Source organism: Paenibacillus wenxiniae (genome assembly GCF_039822605.1).
Classification (GTDB): Bacteria; Bacillota; Bacilli; order Paenibacillales; family Paenibacillaceae; genus Saccharibacillus; species Saccharibacillus wenxiniae.
Window position 1 is genome coordinate 65157 of the sequence record NZ_JBCGUH010000002.1, and the last position, 20973, is coordinate 86129.

General features: G+C 46.4%; 15 protein-coding genes. 12 read left to right on the forward strand and 3 right to left on the reverse strand.

The genetic code is table 11. The annotated features are described in order from the left end of the window. The first annotated feature begins 283 nt into the window (after positions 1 to 283). Complete coding sequence (locus AAHF22_RS03560; protein WP_250343251.1) at positions 284 to 439, forward strand: hypothetical protein; 156 nt, start codon at positions 284 to 286, stop codon at positions 437 to 439. 339 nt (positions 440 to 778) lie between these two features. Next, positions 779 to 3445, forward strand: a complete 2667-nt coding sequence (locus tag AAHF22_RS03565) for a cation-translocating P-type ATPase (protein ID WP_347323599.1) — start codon at positions 779 to 781, stop codon at positions 3443 to 3445. A gap of 470 nt (positions 3446 to 3915) precedes the next feature. Here the strand turns inward: AAHF22_RS03565 and AAHF22_RS03570 are convergent, their stop codons facing one another. Beyond that, the gene (locus tag AAHF22_RS03570) at positions 3916 to 4086 is read right to left on the reverse strand and encodes a hypothetical protein (RefSeq protein WP_347323600.1); all 171 of its coding nucleotides are present in this window, start codon (positions 4084 to 4086) and stop codon (positions 3916 to 3918) included. 276 nt (positions 4087 to 4362) lie between these two features. Here AAHF22_RS03570 and AAHF22_RS03575 point away from each other — a divergent pair, with 276 nt between their 5' ends. The 10 genes from AAHF22_RS03575 to AAHF22_RS03620 all read left to right on the forward strand — a co-directional run bounded on the left by AAHF22_RS03575 (position 4363) and on the right by AAHF22_RS03620 (position 18406). Then, on the forward strand, positions 4363 to 5301 hold the full coding sequence (locus AAHF22_RS03575) for a ring-cleaving dioxygenase (protein WP_347323601.1): 939 nt from the start codon (positions 4363 to 4365) through the stop codon (positions 5299 to 5301). A gap of 344 nt (positions 5302 to 5645) precedes the next feature. Further along, on the forward strand, positions 5646 to 6035 hold the full coding sequence (locus AAHF22_RS03580) for a DoxX family protein (RefSeq protein ID WP_347323602.1): 390 nt from the start codon (positions 5646 to 5648) through the stop codon (positions 6033 to 6035). 542 nt (positions 6036 to 6577) lie between these two features. After that, entirely contained in the window at positions 6578 to 8647 is a 2070-nt protein-coding gene (locus AAHF22_RS03585; RefSeq protein ID WP_347323603.1) for a bifunctional aldolase/short-chain dehydrogenase, read from the forward strand. A gap of 1343 nt (positions 8648 to 9990) precedes the next feature. Continuing rightward, on the forward strand, positions 9991 to 11211 hold the full coding sequence (gene rhaI, locus AAHF22_RS03590) for an L-rhamnose isomerase (RefSeq protein ID WP_347323604.1): 1221 nt from the start codon (positions 9991 to 9993) through the stop codon (positions 11209 to 11211). Further along, a complete protein-coding gene (gene rhaB, locus AAHF22_RS03595) occupies positions 11208 to 12683 on the forward strand; it encodes a rhamnulokinase (protein ID WP_347323605.1) in 1476 nt (491 codons plus the stop codon). The genes rhaI and rhaB overlap by 4 nt, the downstream gene beginning before the upstream one ends. A 21-nt stretch (positions 12684 to 12704) precedes the next feature. Further along, the gene (locus AAHF22_RS03600) at positions 12705 to 13463 is read left to right on the forward strand and encodes a DeoR/GlpR family DNA-binding transcription regulator (protein WP_347324090.1); all 759 of its coding nucleotides are present in this window, start codon (positions 12705 to 12707) and stop codon (positions 13461 to 13463) included. 196 nt (positions 13464 to 13659) lie between these two features. Beyond that, entirely contained in the window at positions 13660 to 14388 is a 729-nt protein-coding gene (locus AAHF22_RS03605) for a (Fe-S)-binding protein (protein ID WP_347323606.1), read from the forward strand. Then, entirely contained in the window at positions 14385 to 15908 is a 1524-nt protein-coding gene (locus AAHF22_RS03610) for a LutB/LldF family L-lactate oxidation iron-sulfur protein (protein WP_347323607.1), read from the forward strand. Before AAHF22_RS03605 ends, AAHF22_RS03610 begins: the two co-directional genes overlap by 4 nt. A 196-nt stretch (positions 15909 to 16104) precedes the next feature. Beyond that, entirely contained in the window at positions 16105 to 16866 is a 762-nt protein-coding gene (locus AAHF22_RS03615) for a LutC/YkgG family protein (protein WP_347324091.1), read from the forward strand. Positions 16867 to 17578: 712 nt separating this feature from the next. After that, positions 17579 to 18406, forward strand: a complete 828-nt coding sequence (locus AAHF22_RS03620; RefSeq protein ID WP_347323608.1) for a VanW family protein — start codon at positions 17579 to 17581, stop codon at positions 18404 to 18406. Between the two features lie 493 nt (positions 18407 to 18899). Here the strand turns inward: AAHF22_RS03620 and AAHF22_RS03625 are convergent, their stop codons facing one another. Together AAHF22_RS03625 and AAHF22_RS03630 are read right to left on the reverse strand one after the other, a co-directional pair. Then, positions 18900 to 19646, reverse strand: a complete 747-nt coding sequence (locus AAHF22_RS03625) for a class I SAM-dependent methyltransferase (protein ID WP_347323609.1) — start codon at positions 19644 to 19646, stop codon at positions 18900 to 18902. Between the two features lie 84 nt (positions 19647 to 19730). Then, positions 19731 to 20741, reverse strand: a complete 1011-nt coding sequence (locus AAHF22_RS03630) for an LCP family protein (protein WP_371834012.1) — start codon at positions 20739 to 20741, stop codon at positions 19731 to 19733. Between the last annotated feature and the right edge of the window lie 232 nt (positions 20742 to 20973).

Genomic DNA, 20973 nt, shown 5'->3' on the forward strand with positions numbered 1-20973 from the left:
GGTAGATGGATGGCTATAGTAATAAGCATCCGATCGGTCGTTATGTCTACTATTTGAATCAATGTATAGCCCAAAAAGACCAATTGCCTTTATGCGAATTGGTCTTTTTGTTACGTTTATATACTGGACTCGTGGGAAGCCTGCTGTTTAACTGACTCAGCAATTCGTTTAAATATACGTAGAAGTTCTTCATCCGATGAACTATACAACAACAGCTGCAATCCATTTATGTAAAGCAATCGAATAATCACGTAAAGTGACTCCAACAAAGGCGGCGATCAATATGAAAATTATCATCACACAGGAAGAAGCAGTGCAAAAAGGCGTCTGGAACGACGTGATGAGTATGTTCGGCGTACAAAATGAAGATGAGACGTACCCGCAGGAACAATTCATTTTGACCGAGGAGCAAGCGAAGCAATTAAAGTTGATTTCTTGATTGGATGATATTCATGTAAAAGGAGCCTTCCTTATCGAAGGCTCTTTTTTAATTTAGGATTGAGAAGACTTAGCCTATTGAATCGTGAAGAACACAATAATGAAGACGACGCAGTAATAGAGTGGATTTTTAAAAACACTCATGTTCAATGCAAATTGCCATAACATCCACAAAATAAAGATCACACTCAGCAACAACATATTCACCAAATGTCCACCAGATTGCCTGAAACCAAACCCATTTTCAAGGGTAAACAATAGATAACCAGTAGGTTGTTAGCAGATATTCAAATAAATACATAACAGCCGCAGGACTTTATCGGGGACAGGAGTGGTGAGAATGGAGTTTTACCGTACCGGTGAACAGGAGACACTGGCAGAGGTAGAAAGTACAGAACAGGGACTGTCACAACAGGAAGCACAGCGCAGGCTGGAGCAGGAAGGATATAACGAGCTAAAGGGGAAGAAACGCACACCGACCTGGAAGTTATTTGTTGAAAATGTACGTGATCCGATGGTAATCGTGTTGCTGATTGCTTCGGCAGTACAGATTGTGCTAGGTCATGTGGTCGAAGCAGGCATTATTATTTTCGTGCTCATTTTGAATGCAGTGATCAGTGTCGTTCAGACACGTAAGGCAGAAAGCTCGATTGAAGCGTTACGACAAATGTCAGCCCCGGAAGCGAAAGTAAAGCGGGATGGGCATGTACAAGCGATGCCTGCGCGTGAGCTGGTGCGAGGGGATATTATTGTCCTTGAAGCAGGAGATTATGTGCCGGCTGATGCACGTTTGTTAGAGTCGAGTAGTTTGAAGGTTGATGAAGGGATGCTGACAGGTGAATCGGAAGCGGTGGAGAAACATACCGATATTATTGCCGATGAAGCACCGATCGGTGACCGTAAAAATATGGTATTCAGCGGTGCATTGGTCGTATACGGTCGTGGATTGGCTGTCGTTACCGGAACAGCGCAGCAGACTGAGATCGGTAAAATTGCCGGTTTGATCGAAAGTGCAGAAGCCAAACAAACGCCATTGCAGCGTAAGCTGGAAAGCTTTAGTAAAAAGCTCGGTATATTCATTTTATTGCTCTGTATCGTGATCTTTGGCGTAGAAGCGCTGCGTATCTGGTTTGGCGACGATTCGATCGATACGACAGCGGCGATTCTGGATGCGCTTATGTTTGCAGTCGCTGTTGCAGTGGCGGCGATTCCAGAAGCATTATCTTCAATCGTCACGATCGTCCTCTCGGTTGGCACGAACAAAATGGCACGTCAGCATGCGATCATCCGCCGTTTACCTGCGGTCGAATCGCTTGGTTCGACCAGCGTCATTTGTACCGATAAGACAGGCACATTGACGGAAAATCGGATGACGGTAGTCGATTACTTTTTACCGGATGGCAGTCGGGATGATTTTCCAGATGATCCAGACAAATGGTCGGTTGGCGAGCGCAGGCTTGTGCATATTGCGGTGCTCTGTAACGATTCTGGTATTGATGAAGAAGGCAAGGAAATGGGCGATCCGACCGAAGTGGCGCTCATTGCTTTCAGTAATGCGAACAATAAACCATATACCGAAATTCGCGATAGCTTTCCACGTGAGCATGAAATTCCATTTGATTCGGATCGCAAGCTCATGTCGACTGTGCATACGTTTGACGGTAAAAAGGCGATGCTGACCAAAGGTGGCCCGGATGTGCTGATCAGTCGCTGTCGTCATGTGTTGCTGGGCGACCAGGTCGTACCACTTGACGAAGAGATTCGGCAACGAGTATTTCAGGCTAATGAAGACTTCTCTGAGCGCGCACTGCGTGTGCTTGCTTACGGCTATCGCGAGCTACCAGCAGGACAGGATCGGATCGGGCTAGACGATGAGTATGATCTGGTGCTGGTTGGTCTGACCGCGATGATCGATCCGCCACGCGAAGCGGTATACGGCTCGATTGAGCAGTCGAAGCGTGCTGGCATTCGCACAATTATGATTACCGGCGATCATAAAACGACAGCACAGGCGATTGGACGCGAAATTGGTCTGATGGAAAAAGAAGATGTTGCTTTAACCGGACAGGAACTCGACAAGCTGTCCGATCAGGAGCTAGAAGAGAAACTGGAACATATTTCGGTCTATGCCCGTGTATCACCGGAAAACAAAATCCGCATTGTGCGCGCATGGCAAAAAAAAGGACGTATTACCGCTATGACAGGCGACGGTGTGAACGATGCGCCTGCGCTCAAACAAGCCGATATCGGAGTGGCGATGGGCAGCGGTACAGATGTGGCGAAGGACTCTGCCGCGATGATTTTGACCGATGATAATTTCGTTTCGATTGTGAATGCAGTTAGCGTAGGCCGGACGGTATTTGATAACATCAAAAAGTCGATTGCTTATTTATTTGCCGGCAATCTGGGTGCGATCATTGCGATTTTGTTCGCGCTGGTCATGGACTGGGTGAATCCATTTACGGCAATCCAGCTCTTGTTTATTAATCTAGCGAATGATTCTCTGCCTGCTATTTCACTCGGGATGGAAAAAGAAGAGCCGGGTGTGATGGATCGTAAGCCGCGGGATATTAACGAGGGGATTTTTGCCGGCGGTACGATGCGGGCGGTCATTACACGCGGATTATTGATCGGAATCGCGGTCATCATTTCGCAATATATCGGACTTCAGCATTCGCCAGAGATGAGCGTGGCGATGGCATTTACAACATTGATTCTTGGACGCACATTGCAAACGTTTGCCGCTCGTTCCAATGTACAGACAGCGATCGGTGCCGGACTGTTTAGCAACAAATATGTGATCGGTTCGGTCGTGCTCTGCTTTGTATTGTATGGTATGACATTGCTGCCGGGAGTTCGTCCGTTTTTCGCGATTCCGGATAGCTTTGGCGTACAGGAGTGGCTGATTGCGACTGGTTTGGCGGCAGCAGCATTATTGCTGATGGAGATTGAAAAGTTAATCCGCCGTGCGACCTCCGGTCAACAGCCTAATATGGCAAAAGGGTAACCTGCACTTGTTCATATATTGCTGGATGACTCGATAAAAGGTACAAAAAGCGAAGGGAAAGTGGGATGGGCATGTGCAGGCAGCATTCCTAATGATTGTATATATACGATAATGCACATCGTATGCTGAGCGAATACCAAAAGGAGCCTTCTAAAGTGAAGGCTCCTTTTGGTATGGGTGTAAAATGATTAACATTCATTACACAAGCCTGTACATCAAAAATGACATGAACTCGTACATCAAACACATACTATGCAACCGTAGATCGTATGCAGCAAAAAGCCGTTCATCGTATGATGCAAGTGTAGGTTGTATAAGATCATAAGATACAGTAACTGAATAAAATGATCTGTATACGCATAGTTCGGTTAACAAAAAAAGACAACATCGATCATCATGACCGATGTTGTCTGCTATGTGAGTGATCACAGTTATAAGTCTAGTTCATAAAAAGATAACGTGCGACCGGATTACTTGTCGGAATCCTTTTTATCCTGATCTTCGTCACCTGCGGCAACTGGAGATGGCTTGGCTACCCAGTCATCTGCCTGCGTTTCCGGGTTGGCGCCATTTTCCTTTTTGCGCTTCTCCATCAATGTATCCTCTGAATTCGGGTTTTCCATTTTGTTATCTTCTGCCATGTTACTCTCCTCCTTATGTTGTCCTAAGCTGATGTTGTCTTGACTCTTCTTTACATTACCCGTTTGACAAGAATGAAAACATGACGATGGAGTCGGCGTGATCTGCTCTTTAAAAATGATGATACAAAAAGGGTTGACATTTATCTTAAAGTAAAGTAATATTGCCTCATAACCAATTATCTTTAAATTAAGATTTATTAAATAAGGCGAATATAGCCGATAAAATAATGACGCATCACTGCATAATCCATCACACAAACAAAGGGGACGATAATGATGAACAAACACACAATGGGTATTCACCACATTACAGCAATCGTAGGGCATCCACAGGAAAACGTTGATTTTTACGCAGGTGTGCTTGGCTTGCGATTGGTGAAACAAACCGTGAATTTTGATGACCCTGGTACATACCATCTGTACTTTGGTAATGAAGGCGGCAAGCCGGGTACGATCATTACTTTTTTCCCGTGGGCAGGTGCTCGGCAAGGTGTCATTGGAGATGGACAGGTGGGCGTGACTTCTTATGTTGTGCCACAAGGAACACTCGACTTTTGGGCGAAACGGTTAGAGCAGTTTGGAATTAAGTATCATACGGACATGCGTTTTGGCGAAACATATCTGGCATTTGATGATCCGCATGGTTTGCATCTGGAACTGGTTGCTCGCGGTGGAGCCGATCGTAACGGCTGGAACTTTGGTGGTGTGAGTGCTGATATGGCGATCAAAGGTTTTGGAGGAGCGACATTGTACTCCTCGCAGCCTGCACAGACGGCTCAACTGCTGGAGCAGGTGATGGGATTGGAGCGTGTAGCAGAGGAAGGTGACTATACTCGCTATCATTCGCAGGCAGAAATCGGCAATGTGATTGATCTGAAAATGACAGCTGGCGTTCGCGGTGAAATGGGTGTCGGTACTGTACATCATATCGCATGGCGTGCAGTTGATGACACGGATCAACTGGAATGGCAGGAGTTTGTAGGCAATCAAGGTTATGGTGTCACGGCTGTGCGTGATCGTAATTACTTTAATGCGATTTACTTTAGAGAGCATGGCGAAATTTTGTTCGAAATTGCTACCGATCCGCCGGGCTTTGCTCATGATGAGTCCTATGAAACGATGGGTCAGAAATTGATGCTGCCCGAACAGTATGAACCGCATCGTGCCAAATTAGAGCAAATCTTACTGCCGTTTGAAGTGCGCGAACTGGATTGAGATGTAAGGATCGGATGGAGGCAAACGTACAATGAGACACATGATGAGAGTGGAGTCCAAGTTGTAGCGATGACGATAACAACGTATGATGCCTTGCTGGCAACGTAACTAGCAACATAGCTAACAAGGCTAAAGCATAGTAGATCATGATTAAGTTATAGCGGTAATAGGAGCACAAGCAATCAGGCAATCCATTACCAAATTCAAAAAGAACAAAAAACAAAATCATATAATCAAAAAATCATACAATCAAAAACAAAACAGATACAAAAGTATAACAGACTCATCATGTTTGCAGTGTGAAAATATTTAAATATCTATTACAGCTAAAGGAGTGTTTTACAATGGAAGATTTCGGTTTATTGCTTATTCGTTTGATGATCGGTGTCGTGTTTCTCTTTTACGGTACACAGAAATTGTTTGGCTGGTTCGGCGGTTATGGGATTAAAGGAACAGGTGGCTGGTTTGAGTCGATCGGTATTAAACCGGGCCATGTAGCTGCAACATTAAGCGGTATTGCTGAGCTGCTGAGCGGTCTTCTGTTCGTGCTCGGTCTGTGGTTACCACTGGCAGCTGTACTCGTTGTTGTTGTAATGCTGGGCGCAATCGCTAAAGTTCACGGCCCGAAAGGCTTCGCTAACGGTGGTGGTGGTTTTGAATACAATTTGTTTCTGATCGTTGTCGCGATTGGTCTTGCTTTGATCGGTCCAGGCGCATGGGCGTTGCATTTCTAAATGGAATACAGGTTGAGGATGTTTGTTAAAGATGTAAGTTAAAGTAGATCGTGATGACTATCCATCATCGTAATGCCATATAGGTAGCAACTAGAGCATCGATGCAAACTCGTATAGGTGTCAGTCTCAGCACACACATTTTGCCTCAGCACAAATATTTGGCGTATACACTCTAAATTAAATAAAACAATTTAATCCTTCACAAGGCTCTGTCAGCTGCAAGCAACATTCAATGCAGCTGGTAGGGTCTTTTTATAATGAAAATTTTATGATGAGCATACAATAAAGACATGTGCTCTATAAAGAAATTTTATTTATTTTATTCTGTTTAAGCGTTACCAATTTTAAATATATTTTTGTTTATTTCCGTTTTATATATATTCAAACCAAAACAAAAATGATATACTGCTGAAAAAGGAACCCTAACGTCGAATCATCATCAGTCCGAAGCAGCGGGTTCAATAGCAGGAAGCAGCAGTTATAGCGCATGTACTAGATTGTCCAAAACTGCTGTGACCAAGCCAATATATGGAGGATGAAGCATGATACCAAATCAATGGGATTCCAGTCAGGCAGCAGCGATTCAGGAAGGTGTCGATCAGCTTGTGTATCGTTCCAATCTGATCGGTTCGGATCGTCGGGTGTGTAACTGGGGCGGTGGCAATACGTCGACCAAGACGGTGATACAGGATTTTCGCGGACGTGATGTGGAAGTGATGTATGTGAAAGGCAGTGGCTCGGATCTAGCTTCGATGAAGGCGCAGCATTTTACCGGATTGCGGATGGAGGATATTCGCCCATTGTTCGAACGCACGGAAATGTCAGATGAGGATATGGTCGCTTATCTTGCCAATTGTATGATTGATCCGAAGGCACCGCGTCCATCGATTGAGACGCTATTGCATGCCTTCCTTCCATTTCGTCATGTCGATCATACGCATCCCGACTCGATTATTAGTCTATGCTGTGCACATAACGGCAAAGAGATAGCGAAAGAAATTTTTGGAGACCGGTTCGTCTGGGTGCCTTATATTCGCCCAGGTTTTACCTTATCAAAAATGATCGCTCAAGGTGTGCTAGATCATCCAAACGCGGAACTGGTGCTGATGGAAAAGCATGGTCTGGTCACATGGGGCGAGACGCAGGAAGAGTGTTATAACAAAACGATTGAGATCATTAATCGCGCGGCACAATATATTGCGGAGCAGGCAAGTAAAAAAGAAGCGTTTGGCGGAGCAAAAGTGCAAGCGTTATCATCTGAGCAGCGCCAGCAGCTGGTAGCCAGTCTGATGCCAGCGCTGCGTGGAGCGGTGAGTGACAGCAAGCGAATGATCTTAACATTCGATGATGCAGACGATGTGCTCACCTTTGTTAATGGACAGGATTCGGCTGCTTTATCTCAGGTAGGAGCAGCTTGTCCGGATCATCTCGTCCATACGAAGATGACGCCCTTGTATATCGATTGGACACCAGCAGCCGATGATTATGAAGGTTTAAAGCAAGCAGTGCTTCAAGGTGTACAACAGTACAAACAGCAGTATAAAGCGTATTTTGAACGTAACCATAGCGAAGGCGATGTGATGTTTGAACCTGCGCCCCGTGTCATTCTGATTCCAGGAATAGGGATGATCAATACAGGTAAAAGTCATGCGATGTCACTCGTCAGCGGTGCACTCTATCATCGTGCGATTGCAGTCATGGGTGGGGCGACAGCACTAGGGCAATTTGTGTCCTTAAGCGAATCGGAATCGTATCATGTGGAATACTGGCCGCTGGAGCTGTATAAGCTAACACTGGCACCGCCAGAAGCGGAATTTTCCCGTCAGATTGCGCTCATTACAGGTGGAGCAGGTGGCATCGGCAGCGCAACTGCACATCGTCTCGTCAGCGAAGGCGCACATGTCGTGCTGGCAGACCTGAATTTGGAAGGGGCGCAACAGGTAGCGGATGAACTAAATGCTAGCTTTGGCGTTGGCCGCGCACTAGCGGTACGTATGGACGTGACGAATGAAGCGCTTGTAGAAGCGGCATTTGCTCAGACGTCGCTCGCTTACGGCGGTGTTGATATTTTGATCAATAATGCAGGACTAGCAACCTCCAGTCCATTTGATGAAACATCGCTCAAAGAATGGGAGCTGAATATGAATGTGCTCGGTACCGGCTACTTCCTCGTCGCACGCGAAGCATTCAAGGTGATGAAACAGCAGCAACTGGGCGGTAGCATGGTATTCATCGGCTCCAAAAATTCCATCTACGCAGGCAAAAACGTCACTGCCTACAGTTCTGCCAAAGCACTTGAAGCCCATCTGGCACGCTGTATCGCAGCCGAAGGCGGCGAACTCGGTATTCGTGTTAATACGATTTTACCTGACGCGATCTTGCAGGGATCGGCGATCTGGAACTCGAACTGGCGCAACGAACGCGCCGCTGCCTATGGTATCGAACCGGATCAGCTGGAAGATCATTACCGCAAACGGACAACACTGCTCGTCAATATCTACCCCGACGATATCGCCGAAGGTGTAGCTTACTTTGCCTCATCGAAAGCAGCCAAAACGACCGGCTGTATGCTCACGATCGATGGCGGCGTGCCTGCGGCATTTACGAGATAGAGAGTGGATACGATGACAGTAATTGCAAAAAGTAAAGCGCTGCAAAGCTCCAAATGTTTGCAGTGATAACTGACATAAGTATTGGTACTACTCCTAGATAGATAAGCTAAGTTCCTTAAAAAACCAATTACAAAAGTACAAAAGCAATCGAAACATGAGATTACAAAGTAACTGTGTATGAAGTAATCCTATGCAAACAACCCTATATAAAATAATGATATATTTTCTATCATTAGAGCTTATCAGCGTAAGGATTAAAATTAAATCTAAACAACGCGCTGTCTGTTATCACGGTGAGATGTATAGCTGTAAAAACTGAAATAAACCTATCTTGACCAAAATAAAGTCATAACTGTTATATCTAAAAGTTTTTCAGATACTCCCTAGCACATTGAACACCATCAATTGAAACTTTGAGTTCATTCATGTTTTGTTCTATATAGATCAGCATCTGATCAACATTCATATGTAAAGCGATCAACGTACTAACAAGTAAAGTACCTTAACCGCATTAAAGGTAAAGTTTGATGTTATACAACAGATGCAATAGAAATGAGTTTATTGTTTGGTATAAGCCTAATTTCATAAGGTAAAGCAGATTAGCTTTTCGATTTGAATTGATCAAGATACCAGTATGCTAAAAGCGAGCCATTTTAAATTTGAATCGGTTTCCAATTCTGAATGATAGAAATGTAAGCAAACAATCAAAGTTAACATTTAACATGTTCAATCTACCAGGTTTAGACCCTCATGCTCCCAAACTAATTGTGTGTGCGAACAGGCATGTTGCGAGTATCGCTGAACGGAGGGAAGGAAATAAGGGATGAGGACGACTTACAGTGTTAGTGATTTCCTAACACGAGGTTCAATGAGAGAGTGATTTTTGCGAAAGCAAAATATCTTACTGCTTTAGTGTTAGCGATTTCCTAACACGAGGTTCAATGAGAGAGTGATTTTTGCGAAAGCAAAATATCTTACTGCTTCAGTGTTAGCGATTTCCTAACACGAGGTTCAATGAGAGAGTGATTTTTGCGAAAGCAAAATATCTTACTGCTTCAGTGTTAGCGATTTCCTAACACGAGGTTCAATGAGAGAGTGATTTTTGCAAAGCAAAATATCTTACTGCTTCAGTGTTAGCGATTTCCTAACACGAGGTTCAATGAGAGAGTGATTTTTGCAAAGCAAAATATCTTACTGCTTCCGAGCACGGGAATCTGCATTTACTACACATTCGTAGATTCCTGTGCGAGACGGGAGTCGATCCCCTTATTCCTTCCCGGAGTGGATGCTGCTCAATTACATCTGTTCGCACACCACAACACTGAAAACAAGGAGGCACCACCATGACCGATAAAGCGTATGCCTTATTCGAAGAACAGCAGCAAGCACGCGGAATGGACTTGAACAAAATCAAATCCCGGCTCAAAGCGCTCCAGATCGAGACCCCATCCTGGGGTTATGGCGATTCGGGTACACGGTTTAAAGTGTTCCAAAAAGAAGGCGTGCCACGCGATCCATTTGAAAAGCTGGAAGATGCCGCACAGGTTCACCGCTTAACCGGACTATGCCCATCCGTTGCCATTCATATTCCGTGGGATCATGTGGACGATTATGGCAAGCTACGCAGTCATGCAGAGAGTCTGAATTTGCAGATTGGCGCGATTAACCCGAACTTATTTCAGCAAGAGGATTATATGCTCGGTAGTGTTACGCATACGGATCCGGCAGTACGGCGTAAGGCAACTGCGCATTTGCTGGAATGTGTAGATATTGCGCGAGCGACAGGTTCGCGCGATATTAGTCTCTGGTTTGCCGATGGGACGAACTATCCGGGACAGGGGAGTATTCGTCAGCGTAAACATTGGATGCTGGAAGCGCTGGCAGAGATGTACAGCGCATTATCGCCGGATATGCGGATGCTGATCGAATATAAGGCGTTTGAGCCAGCGTTTTACCATACCGATATTGCGGATTGGGGCATGGCGTACAATCTGGCGCTCAAACTCGGTGAGCAGGCACAGGTGCTTGTTGATACCGGGCATCATCTGCCAGGTGCCAATGTAGAACATATCGTATCGTATTTGATCGATGAAGGACGATTGGGCGGATTTCATTTTAATAGTTATAAATATGCGGATGATGATCTGATCGTGGGGGCGATTAATCCGTATGAGCTGTTTTTGATCTTTTATCAGATTTTGGATGCGGCCGAGAGTGGAGAGCAGCGTCTGATCGATGCGGTGAATAGCATCGCCTACATGATCGATCAGTCGCACAATATTGAGCAGAAAATTCCAGCGATGATCCGGTCGGTGCTGAATGTACAAACGCAATATGCCAAAGCGCTGCTGGTCGATCATCGCGAAGTAGCCGAGGCGCAGCAACGCGGCGATGTGCTGGGGGCGGAAGATGCGGTTAGACGTGCATTTGAGTTTGATGTGACACCATTGCTTCATGCCGTGCGTGAAGAGCAGGGGTTGCCAGTTGACCCGATGCGAGCCTATCTGGATGATTCATATGGACAGCGTATTCTCGTCCGTGGTAAAGGCGGTGCCAGCTGGTGACGATCCTTGCTTATGATCTGGGCGCAGGCAGCGGCAGAGCCATTGTCGGCAGACTGACAGACTACCAGATCGTGACGCAGGAGATTCACCGTTTTGCGAATGAGCCGGTAAAGGTTGGTCAGCATCTGTACTGGGATATTTTAAGGTTATACTATGAGTTGCAACAAGGTTTAGTCACGGCTAAACAGGAACGGATCATACCGGAAAGTATCGGTATCGATTCGTGGGCGGTTGATTTTGGTTTGATCGGACGTAGTGGCGAGCTGCTGGGCAATCCGTATCATTATCGTGATCCGCATACGACCGGAATGATGGAAGAGCTAATGGCTGAGCTGACAGCGGAACGAATTTTTGAAGCGACCGGGATTCAGTTTCTGAGCTTTAATACGCTGTATCAGCTGGCGGCAATGCGGCGTGATGATTCGTCGATGCTTAAGGAAGCCCAGCGTTTGCTGATGATTCCAGATCTGCTGCGTTATTTTATGACCGGTGAGATGATCAATGAATTTACAAATGCGACAACGACGCAGCTGTACAACACGCGTCAGCATGAGTGGGATCGGAAGCTGTTATCGCATATTGGCATTCCATCGTCATGGTTTGGTAAGCCTGTGCAGCCCGGTACAGCGGCCGGGCGTTTGCGCTCTTCACTAATGGAAGAGCTTGGGTTGCCTGCCATTCCGGTTACCGCAGTGGCAGAACATGATACAGCATCGGCAGTCGTAGCGGTTCCGGCTTTGTCCGACACATTTGCTTACTTAAGCTGTGGAACATGGTCGCTGATGGGCACCGAAGTAACGGAGCCGGTCATCAATGAGCAGGCGCTAAAGCTTAATTTTACGAATGAAGGCGGTGCATATGGCACGTATCGTCTGCTCAAAAATATTATGGGCTTGTGGATTTTTCAAGAGTATAAGCGTGAGTGTGAGCGAGATGGGCACTATGCTTCCTATGCGGATTGGCTGTCTGGCGCCGAGCAAGCGCCCCCATTTCAGTCATTTATCGATCCGGATGATCCCGTCTTTCTGCATGCAGGGGATATGGCGAAGCGGATTGCGGATTATTGTCGTCGCAGTCATCAGCCTGTTCCACAATCGCGCGGTGCCGTAGCACGCTGCATTTTTGAAAGTCTCGTATTAAAATATCGTTATGTGTTAGAGCTGACCGAGCAACTGTCAGGTCAAGCCTTCGATGGTCTGCATATGGTAGGCGGTGGCATTCAAAATCGTCTACTTTGCCAGTGGACGGCGAATGCGATTGAACGTCCGGTATGGGCAGGACCAGCCGAAGGAAGCGCAATTGGCAATCTGGCGGTACAATGGATAGCACAGGGGACGTTTCGAGATATTCGGGAAGCGCGCGCTGTTATCCGTGATTCCTTTCCAGTGGATGTGTATGAGCCACAGGAGGGAGACATGTGGCAGCAGGCGTATCAACGCTTTTGCCGATATATTGAAGTGCCCGTACAATAACGAGTCGGAGTTGAGGATATGATGCTAGTGGCACAGCGATATGACAAGATTGTGAAGCTGGTCAATGAACATGGAAGTATGCGCGTGACGGAGCTGAGCGAACGCTGTCAGGTGACCGAGGAAACGATTCGCCGCGATTTGGATCGTCTGGAACGGCAGGGTCTGCTGCGGCGCTCGCATGGCGGTGCGATAAGCGTACAGGGTGAACAACCGGAGACACCGTTCTCCGAACGTGAAATTATGCATGCCGAAGAAAAACGTCGCATCGCCGAGCAGGCGGTAGGACTGATTGAGCCACATGATCGGATTCTGCTTGATGCGAGTACGACGGCGTGGTATATGGCAGCATCGCTACCGGATATTCCGCTGACCGTACTAACCAATTCGATTCGTGTAGCGACCCAGCTGAGCAATCGGGAGAAAATTGAAGTTATCGCGACTGGTGGTCAGCTGGTGTCGCGCTCCCTGTCGTTTGTCGGCCCGCTGGCAGAACGTTCGTTGGAGACGTATTATGTAAATAAGCTGTTTTTATCGTGTCAGGGTGTGCATTTGGAACGTGGTGTAAGTGAATCGAATGAGCTGCAAGGACGGGTAAAGCAAAAAATGGTCGGTATGGCAGACCAGGTCATTTTACTGGCAGATGCAAGCAAGTTCGGCGTGCAAGCATTTGCCCATGTGATGAATCTGAACGAGGTGGATCAGCTCATTACCGACAGCCGTATTGAACGTAGTATTGTAGAGCGATTGCAGGAACAGGATATCAATGTGACGGTTGTCTGATCATCATACATCACGTTCCGCATGGTCATAAGTAGCTAGATCCTATTTTAAAATAAGCATGGATATAATAAGTAGGGATGAATAAGATGGCGGTCATGCGGCGAATTGCATGTGTATGCCCGGAGCGCCGGGTGTCGGGTACGTTTTCGCAGCGGGATGTCATCTTTTTCATTTTCCATGAAGAGGAGGTACGGCAATGAAAGTATCGCTATTTATTACCTGTCTGAGTGATGCAATCTATCCACAGGTTGGCGAGGCGATGGTTCGTCTGCTGGCAGCGCACGGAGTGAAGCTGGATTTTCCTTCCGTGCAGACATGCTGCGGACAGCCTTCGTACAATAGCGGCTATTGGGAAGAGACGCGTACAACCGCAAAGACGATTTTGAAAGCGTTTCAAGATAGTGACTTTGTCGTCTCGCCATCAGGTTCGTGTACGTATATGATTCATCATTATGCAGAGCTGTTCAAAGATGATCCGATCTGGTTAGAACAGGCACATGCGCTGGAAGCGAAGACGTATGAGTTTACTCAATTTCTCGTACAGGTGCTTGGCATTACCGATGTGGGTGCTCATTTTCCGCATCGCGTAACCTATCATCCGTCCTGCCACGGTAGCCGTCTGCTGGGCGTAAAAGAAGAGCCGATGGCGCTGCTAGCTCACGTAAGCGGATTGGAGCTAGTACCATTGCCGTTTGCCGATGATTGCTGTGGCTTTGGCGGTACATTTGCCGTGAAGATGGCGGACATCTCCGGTGCGATGGTCTCGGAAAAGGTAGATCATATTAAGGAAACGGAGGCGGAAGTGCTCGTCGGTCTGGATATGGCGTGTCTGATGAATATTGCGGGCAATTTGCGTCATCGCGGTGAGCAGGTACGGGTCATGCATCTGGCAGAACTGCTGTATGAGGGGGTGGCGGTGCGATGAGTACGAGCGAACAGCGATCTACAACTGTAAAAGAGCGTGCCGATATTGCGCTGAACAATGACTTTCTGCGTAAAGCCGTTCGGTTTACGACCGAGCGACTGCGTAACGGCAAGCAAATCGCTTCAACCGAACATGGAAATTGGGACGAATGGCGTGAACGGGGCAGACAGATTCGTTTGCATACGATCGCGCATCTGGATTATTACCTGAATCTATTTGTAGACAATGCGCGTGCTAATGGGGTGCATGTACATTTTGCCGAGGATACAGCGGCTGCAACCGAAATTGTAATGACGATTGCCCGGCATAAACAAGCCCAATCGGTCGTTAAATCGAAATCGATGGTGTCGGAAGAACTGCATATTAACCATGCGCTGGAGGAAGCCGGTATTGAAGCGGTGGAAAGTGATCTGGGCGAGTATATTATTCAGCTCGCCGGTGAAGGCCCATCCCATATCGTCATTCCAGCCATTCACAAAAACCGCTATCAAATTGCCGAGCTATTATCCGAGGATGCCGGCGAACAACTGCCGCCAGATACAACGATACTGGCAGGCTATGTACGGCGGAAGCTACGGGAGAAGTTTCTGGATGCCGATATCGGGATGACGGGGTGTAACTTTGCCATTGCCGAAACCGGCTCGATGGTGCTATTTGAAAATGAAGGCAATGCCCGTATGGTGACCACGGTGCCCAAAACGCAAATTACACTAATGGGCATGGAGCGCATCATTCCATCATGGGAAGACCTGGAAGTTATGGCTACATTATTGCCCCGTTCGGCGACCGGTCAGCGATTAACGATGTATATGTCTGGCATTACCGGCCCTAAACGTCAGCAAGACGGCGACGGACCGGAAGAAATGCATATCGTGATCGTAGATAATGGACGCTCCAGTCAGCTCGGTGATCCGGAATTTCAGGAGTTGCTCAATTGTATTCGCTGTGGTGCATGTCTAAATGTGTGCCCGGTCTATCGGCAAATTGGCGGACATTCGTATGGTGGGACGTATAGTGGCCCGATCGGTGCGGTATTAACACCTGCATTGAATCGCAATGTAGCTGAATGGGATGATATCGCCAATGCCTCCAGTCTGTGCGGAGCTTGTTATGAAGCCTGTCCGGTGAAAATTCCGCTGCATGATATGCTCGTCTATTTGCGTCGTCGTAAGGTCGAACGTGGTCTCGGCAATCGCTGGGAATCGCTCGGTATGAAGGGCTTTGCAGTCGTGATGGGCAATTCCAAACGTCTTGGTGCAGCGCTAAAGATGGGACGGCTGTTCCAGAAGCCGATCGTTCATAACGGCACGATTTCATTGAAAGTCGGTCCGCTCAAAGGCTGGAATACGTACCGGGATATGCCGTCAATGGCAGATGATCCATTCCGCGAGCGCTGGACGAAGTTAGAGCAGGAGCTAGATCAGCAAAGCGTGACGATGGATCAGACGATGCAGGATCGGATGGAACAATTGATTCAAGCGAGACAACGAAGACAAAGAGGTGACCGCAATGAGTCGTAATACGAATCCATCTATGAACGAAGCGAAATTTAGCGATACGGAAAAGGGAGCATCGTCTGTTCCTGCCCATGTTGAACACACGATGAATACTCCACTTACTAGGAACAATGGAAATTCTGCAACTCATAAAAATACTATAACTAATGAGAATTTTATAAATCCGGCAAATATAGAAAATGCCGAACATACAAACAATATCGCAAGTGCCACGAATACCGCGAATAACGCGAATGACGAACAGGCTCAACCATCATGGCTAGCTGAACTGGAGCAGCAATCGCGGCGCCAACAGCAAACATTTATCGATCATATTTCGTCTCGACTCGGACGTCCGCGAGCTACAGAGCCACCGCAACATCCATTTCGTGGTGCGCCCACTTTTTGGAATGAATGGAGCTGGAATGAACAGGAGCGCATAGAGCGCTTTACCGCTCATTTTCAAGAAGTGGGTGGACATGTCGTATCGGTTGATAGTTTGGAAGCCGCAGGAGAGTGGATCGTTCAGTATGCGCAGGAATTAAAAGCACGTGAAATTGTAAGACAGCAGCTGCCTGAGTTGCAGCAGCTCCGTTTGGAGCAACGTCTGCCTGATGTGCATATCGCCGTCTGGAATGAAAATGTACAGATCGACTGGCGTGCCACAGCCGCAGGTGCGGATATCGGCATTGTCATGGCAGACGGCGCGGCTGCTTATACCGGAACGGTTATGGTCACTTCATCTGCCGTGCAGGGACGATCGGTAAGTTTGCTGCCGACCGTATGTATCGTGCTGTTGTACAAAGAAAACTTGCATACACGACTCGGCGAGCTGTTAATTCCAATGGATCAGCGCGGACGTGAGCAATTGCCGGCAGGTGTACATTTTATCTCAGGTCCAAGTCGTTCATCCGATATTGAAAATGATCTGACGATCGGTGTGCATGGTCCGGGCATTATTTATACATTGCTGATCGGCTGAATGCGATGCTGTATCAGATGATGCAAGGTAGATACGAACATGAACTGCATTAGCTTTCTAACTGGGCAGGTTGTGTATGTAAAGTTATGTAGTGAGACAACGACTATTCTGATGAAGGAGAAGGGGATAGACGCTGGTCTCGTATCGTAATCGACGTAGTAGAAAAGAAAGCAAATTCCGCTGTATTGGGCATCGAAAAAAATTTACCTGTACAGCCTAAATTATGTTCAGATAGGCACAAATCGGCTGTAAGCTAGATGTAGATGTAGCAATTACAGCGATCACACCTGCTCTAATATCTAAGAAAAGGATAAGCGCCGACAGATGTATATGGTATCGGTGCTTTTTTCTTGGATAAAATGCTGACGGATGGATATGTTAATGGCTATGTTATCGGTGCAAAGCGTAAATTGAAAAGCTGAGGGATTGAATCGCAGATAAAGTTAAATGGTGCAACTTCAAATGCTCTTCACCTCTCTAAATTAACAAAACCTAAAAACCTCAAAATCCCAAAATCCCAAAATCCCAAAATCCCAAAATCCCAAAATCCCAAAATCCTCCTACTGCTACCCCAGCGATTGCAAAAATGAAATCGTCATCCTTCAAAATTGTTTCTTTTCCCGTGTATTCATCCTGTAAGCTAATAAAGAATCCCATAATTATACATATGTAGCGTGAGCAGTTTGCTTATGTTCACTCAGGAGGTACACGTATGCAATCGTTAAAACCAATCCAACGCAGTTCACTACGCATCTATGCCGGCAAAAAGTATTATCGTGCACGCCGCTATGTTCGCTGGTTACTGGATCATAAATCCTATGCAACAGAGCGGCAGCAAGACCTGTTGCCCCATGTCATTTTCACCCATCAAACGCCGCTATTACGCGAATTGAAGGACGTAGACATGTGGCTACAGCACAATAAAGTGGTCAATCTTAAACTCGCCGTCAACCAAATTCACGGACTCATAATCAAGCCCCAGCAAACTTTTTCCTACTGGCGTACGATTGGCAATACGACGCGCCGCAAAGGATATGTGGATGCGATGATTTTATTTTACGGACAGGTGCGTACCGGAGTGGGTGGTGGGTTATGTCAGCTATCCAATCTGATCTATTGGATGACACTGCATTCGCCACTTACCGTGACTGAACGTTATCGACATAGCTATGACGTGTTTCCAGATGCACGCAGAAGCCAACCATTTGGTAGCGGAGCGACATGCGCGTACAACTATCTTGATCTGCAAATTAAAAATGAAACGACACAATCGTACCAGCTTGTGCTTTATGTGACGGATACGCATCTCGTCGGCGAATGGCGTTCCAACCTGCAACCGCTACACAGTTATGAAATTTATGAAAAAGATCACTGGATCACGTCCGAATACTGGGGTGGTCATGTGCGTCATAATACGATTTATCATAAAACGTACAATCGGGAAGGCGAATGCGTGCGCGACGAACAGATTACGGAAAACCATGCGATTATGATGTACGAACCCCTACTACCCGCAGGAAATGAGGAGAATAAACGGTGAAATAGAAGCCAAAGGATAACGAAGTCAAAATATAAAAGAGGAACGTAGCATTCACTTTAAACATAACGAGATCAGCAGTCATAACCCGACAGTCAGCTATGGATTGCGTGTACAGTCATAACCCGACATTCAGCTATGGATTACGTATACAGTCATAACATAAGCAGTCATGCTTTAGGCGAGGCAAGCAATCGAAATCAATATAAGAAATAACAAAAAAGGTCATCCTTCAGAGGATGACCTTTACATATAATTTGTTCTCAAAAATAACGACTTGCCAGACAACCGACAGGTACAAAATTAGGAACTTAACAACATCCTTATTTCGCACTTTTACACGTTATCCCCATCTGGGTAACGTCGCTATTCCGCTCTGTCAAACACCCTAATGATCTTGTTAGCCTTATGATGCCGCACTGTCACGCACAATCATGATCTATCTGTTCAATATCGTGCATTCGCTTTTTAAAATACGATCCTGATCTCGTTAATCTCATGATTCCGCTTTAGCACAAACCATAATCATCAAATCAGAAGAAGGGACAAACGGCGTTCGATCCCAATCCGCATATTGATGCTGAATCTCAAATCCATTGGAAGTTAGCAGCTCTATCAGCGCATCATGATCGGTAAACCGACAGGCAATCCGCGATATCGTCCGTTTGTGCGGCCATGTGCGATACGTGACCCAGTGCATAATGCTGCGGCTTGCATCATACGTTTGGCTGCCAGACACCTGAACCAGCTGTCCGTCCTGATCCGTAAATGTACTCCACGGCGATTCTTCTTCATCGGACAGATCGGTAGCAGCCGGATTCCTGGTTTCAAAAATAAAACGACCACCTGGCTGCAAATGTTGATGCACGGTACGCAGTAAAGCGAGCTGATCCTCATCACTCAAAAATGCCTGAAATGCATTCCCCGTTAGATAAATTAAAGAAAACCGTTGATCCGACTGAAAAGTTCGTGCATCCGCCTGGATAAAATGAGCCGGCAATCCTTGACCTTTCACTCGTGCATACGCGAGCATCGGTTCTGCAATATCGACACCGACGATAGCAATCCCTGCTTCGGCGAGAGGTAAGGTGACCAGACCTGTTCCACACGCTAATTCCAGCACCGTACCGGGCATTTCTTTTGCCGAGTCCAGATAAAATTGATATTTTTTCGTCTCGCCGCCGAACTCCAGATCGTAATGGATCGGGTCGCTATATTCTTCTAAATTATCGTGGTCGATCATCGTTCATTCCTTTCCGGATGGGCATAGGATGGAGCTTGTCTATAATGTTAATGAATGTCTGCATCACAGGCTACAAGCGATCGATTAATTTGCCAATTCTTCAGTTTCTTCATTCGCATCATTCAGCATCTTTTCAATATATTCACGCAAGCGTGCTTCATTCACTCCAAGTACAGCCGCACCACGCACCGTTTTCGCTTCTAGCAACGAATTAGGCGGAATCTGTACCTTCACCGTGCGATTCACATTCACATCCAGCCCAAGCCGTGACAGCTTTAACATCGTAGAGGTAGGCATATTCGTTTCAATATAAGGGGCAACGCTATTAAGAATGCCGGGCAGCTTGATCAGCGAGCTTGAACTTTGCAATTTCGCCGCCAGTGCGGTCAGAAACTTGCGCTGTCGCTCGGTACGGGTGAAATCCGATGTGGCATCATGGCGGAAACGAACATATTGTAGCGCATGGGTGCCATCGAGTGTTTGTAATCCTTTTTTCAGATCGATATCGTAGCGATGTCCATCACCGCTATCGGTATACTTCATATCTTTTTCCACATCGATCTCAACACCATCGACCGTATCGACCAGTGATTTGAAGCCTTCAAAATCAATTTTTACATAATGATCGATAGGAATACCGAGCAGTTTACCGACCGTTTCCATCGCCAGCGGTGCACCACCATAAGAATAAGCAGCATTGATCCGACTGTAACCATGACCAGGTATATCTACATAGGTATCACGCAAAATAGACATCAAGTACGTCCGCTTGGTGACCGGATCAATCGTAGCAACCATCATCGAATCAGATCGTCCATTACTGTCGGCATCCCGGCTGTCTGTACCGAGCAATAACAAATGCACAGGCTCCGTACCATCCCATTCCGGAATGACAGGCAGCTCGCCGCCCGTACCTGCGCCAGATGGATCAACCTCCGAATGACTACGCTCAGCTGTAGAAATGGATGAAGCAAAATGAGCAATAGAATAGGCGTAATAACTAGCTATACCGCCGCCTGCCAGCAAGATGACAAGCAGAAACCATTTCCATACTTTAAATGATTTTTTCAAAATAACGCTCCTTCCACCATTCATTATGATTTGAAATTAGGGTCAACATAACGAATGGATCACAACATATTCCGGTCATTCGACCTGTAGCAACCTTATAAATCATAGACAGAAACAAACATAATGTCAATTTTGGAGCGATATAATAGCGAATTTGAAATCAAAATCATCATTTAATTTGCGAAAAGATCTCATATGTCATTATTGGATTACATAAATTACTTTAATGGATAAGATGGTACTTCAATAGCAGAAT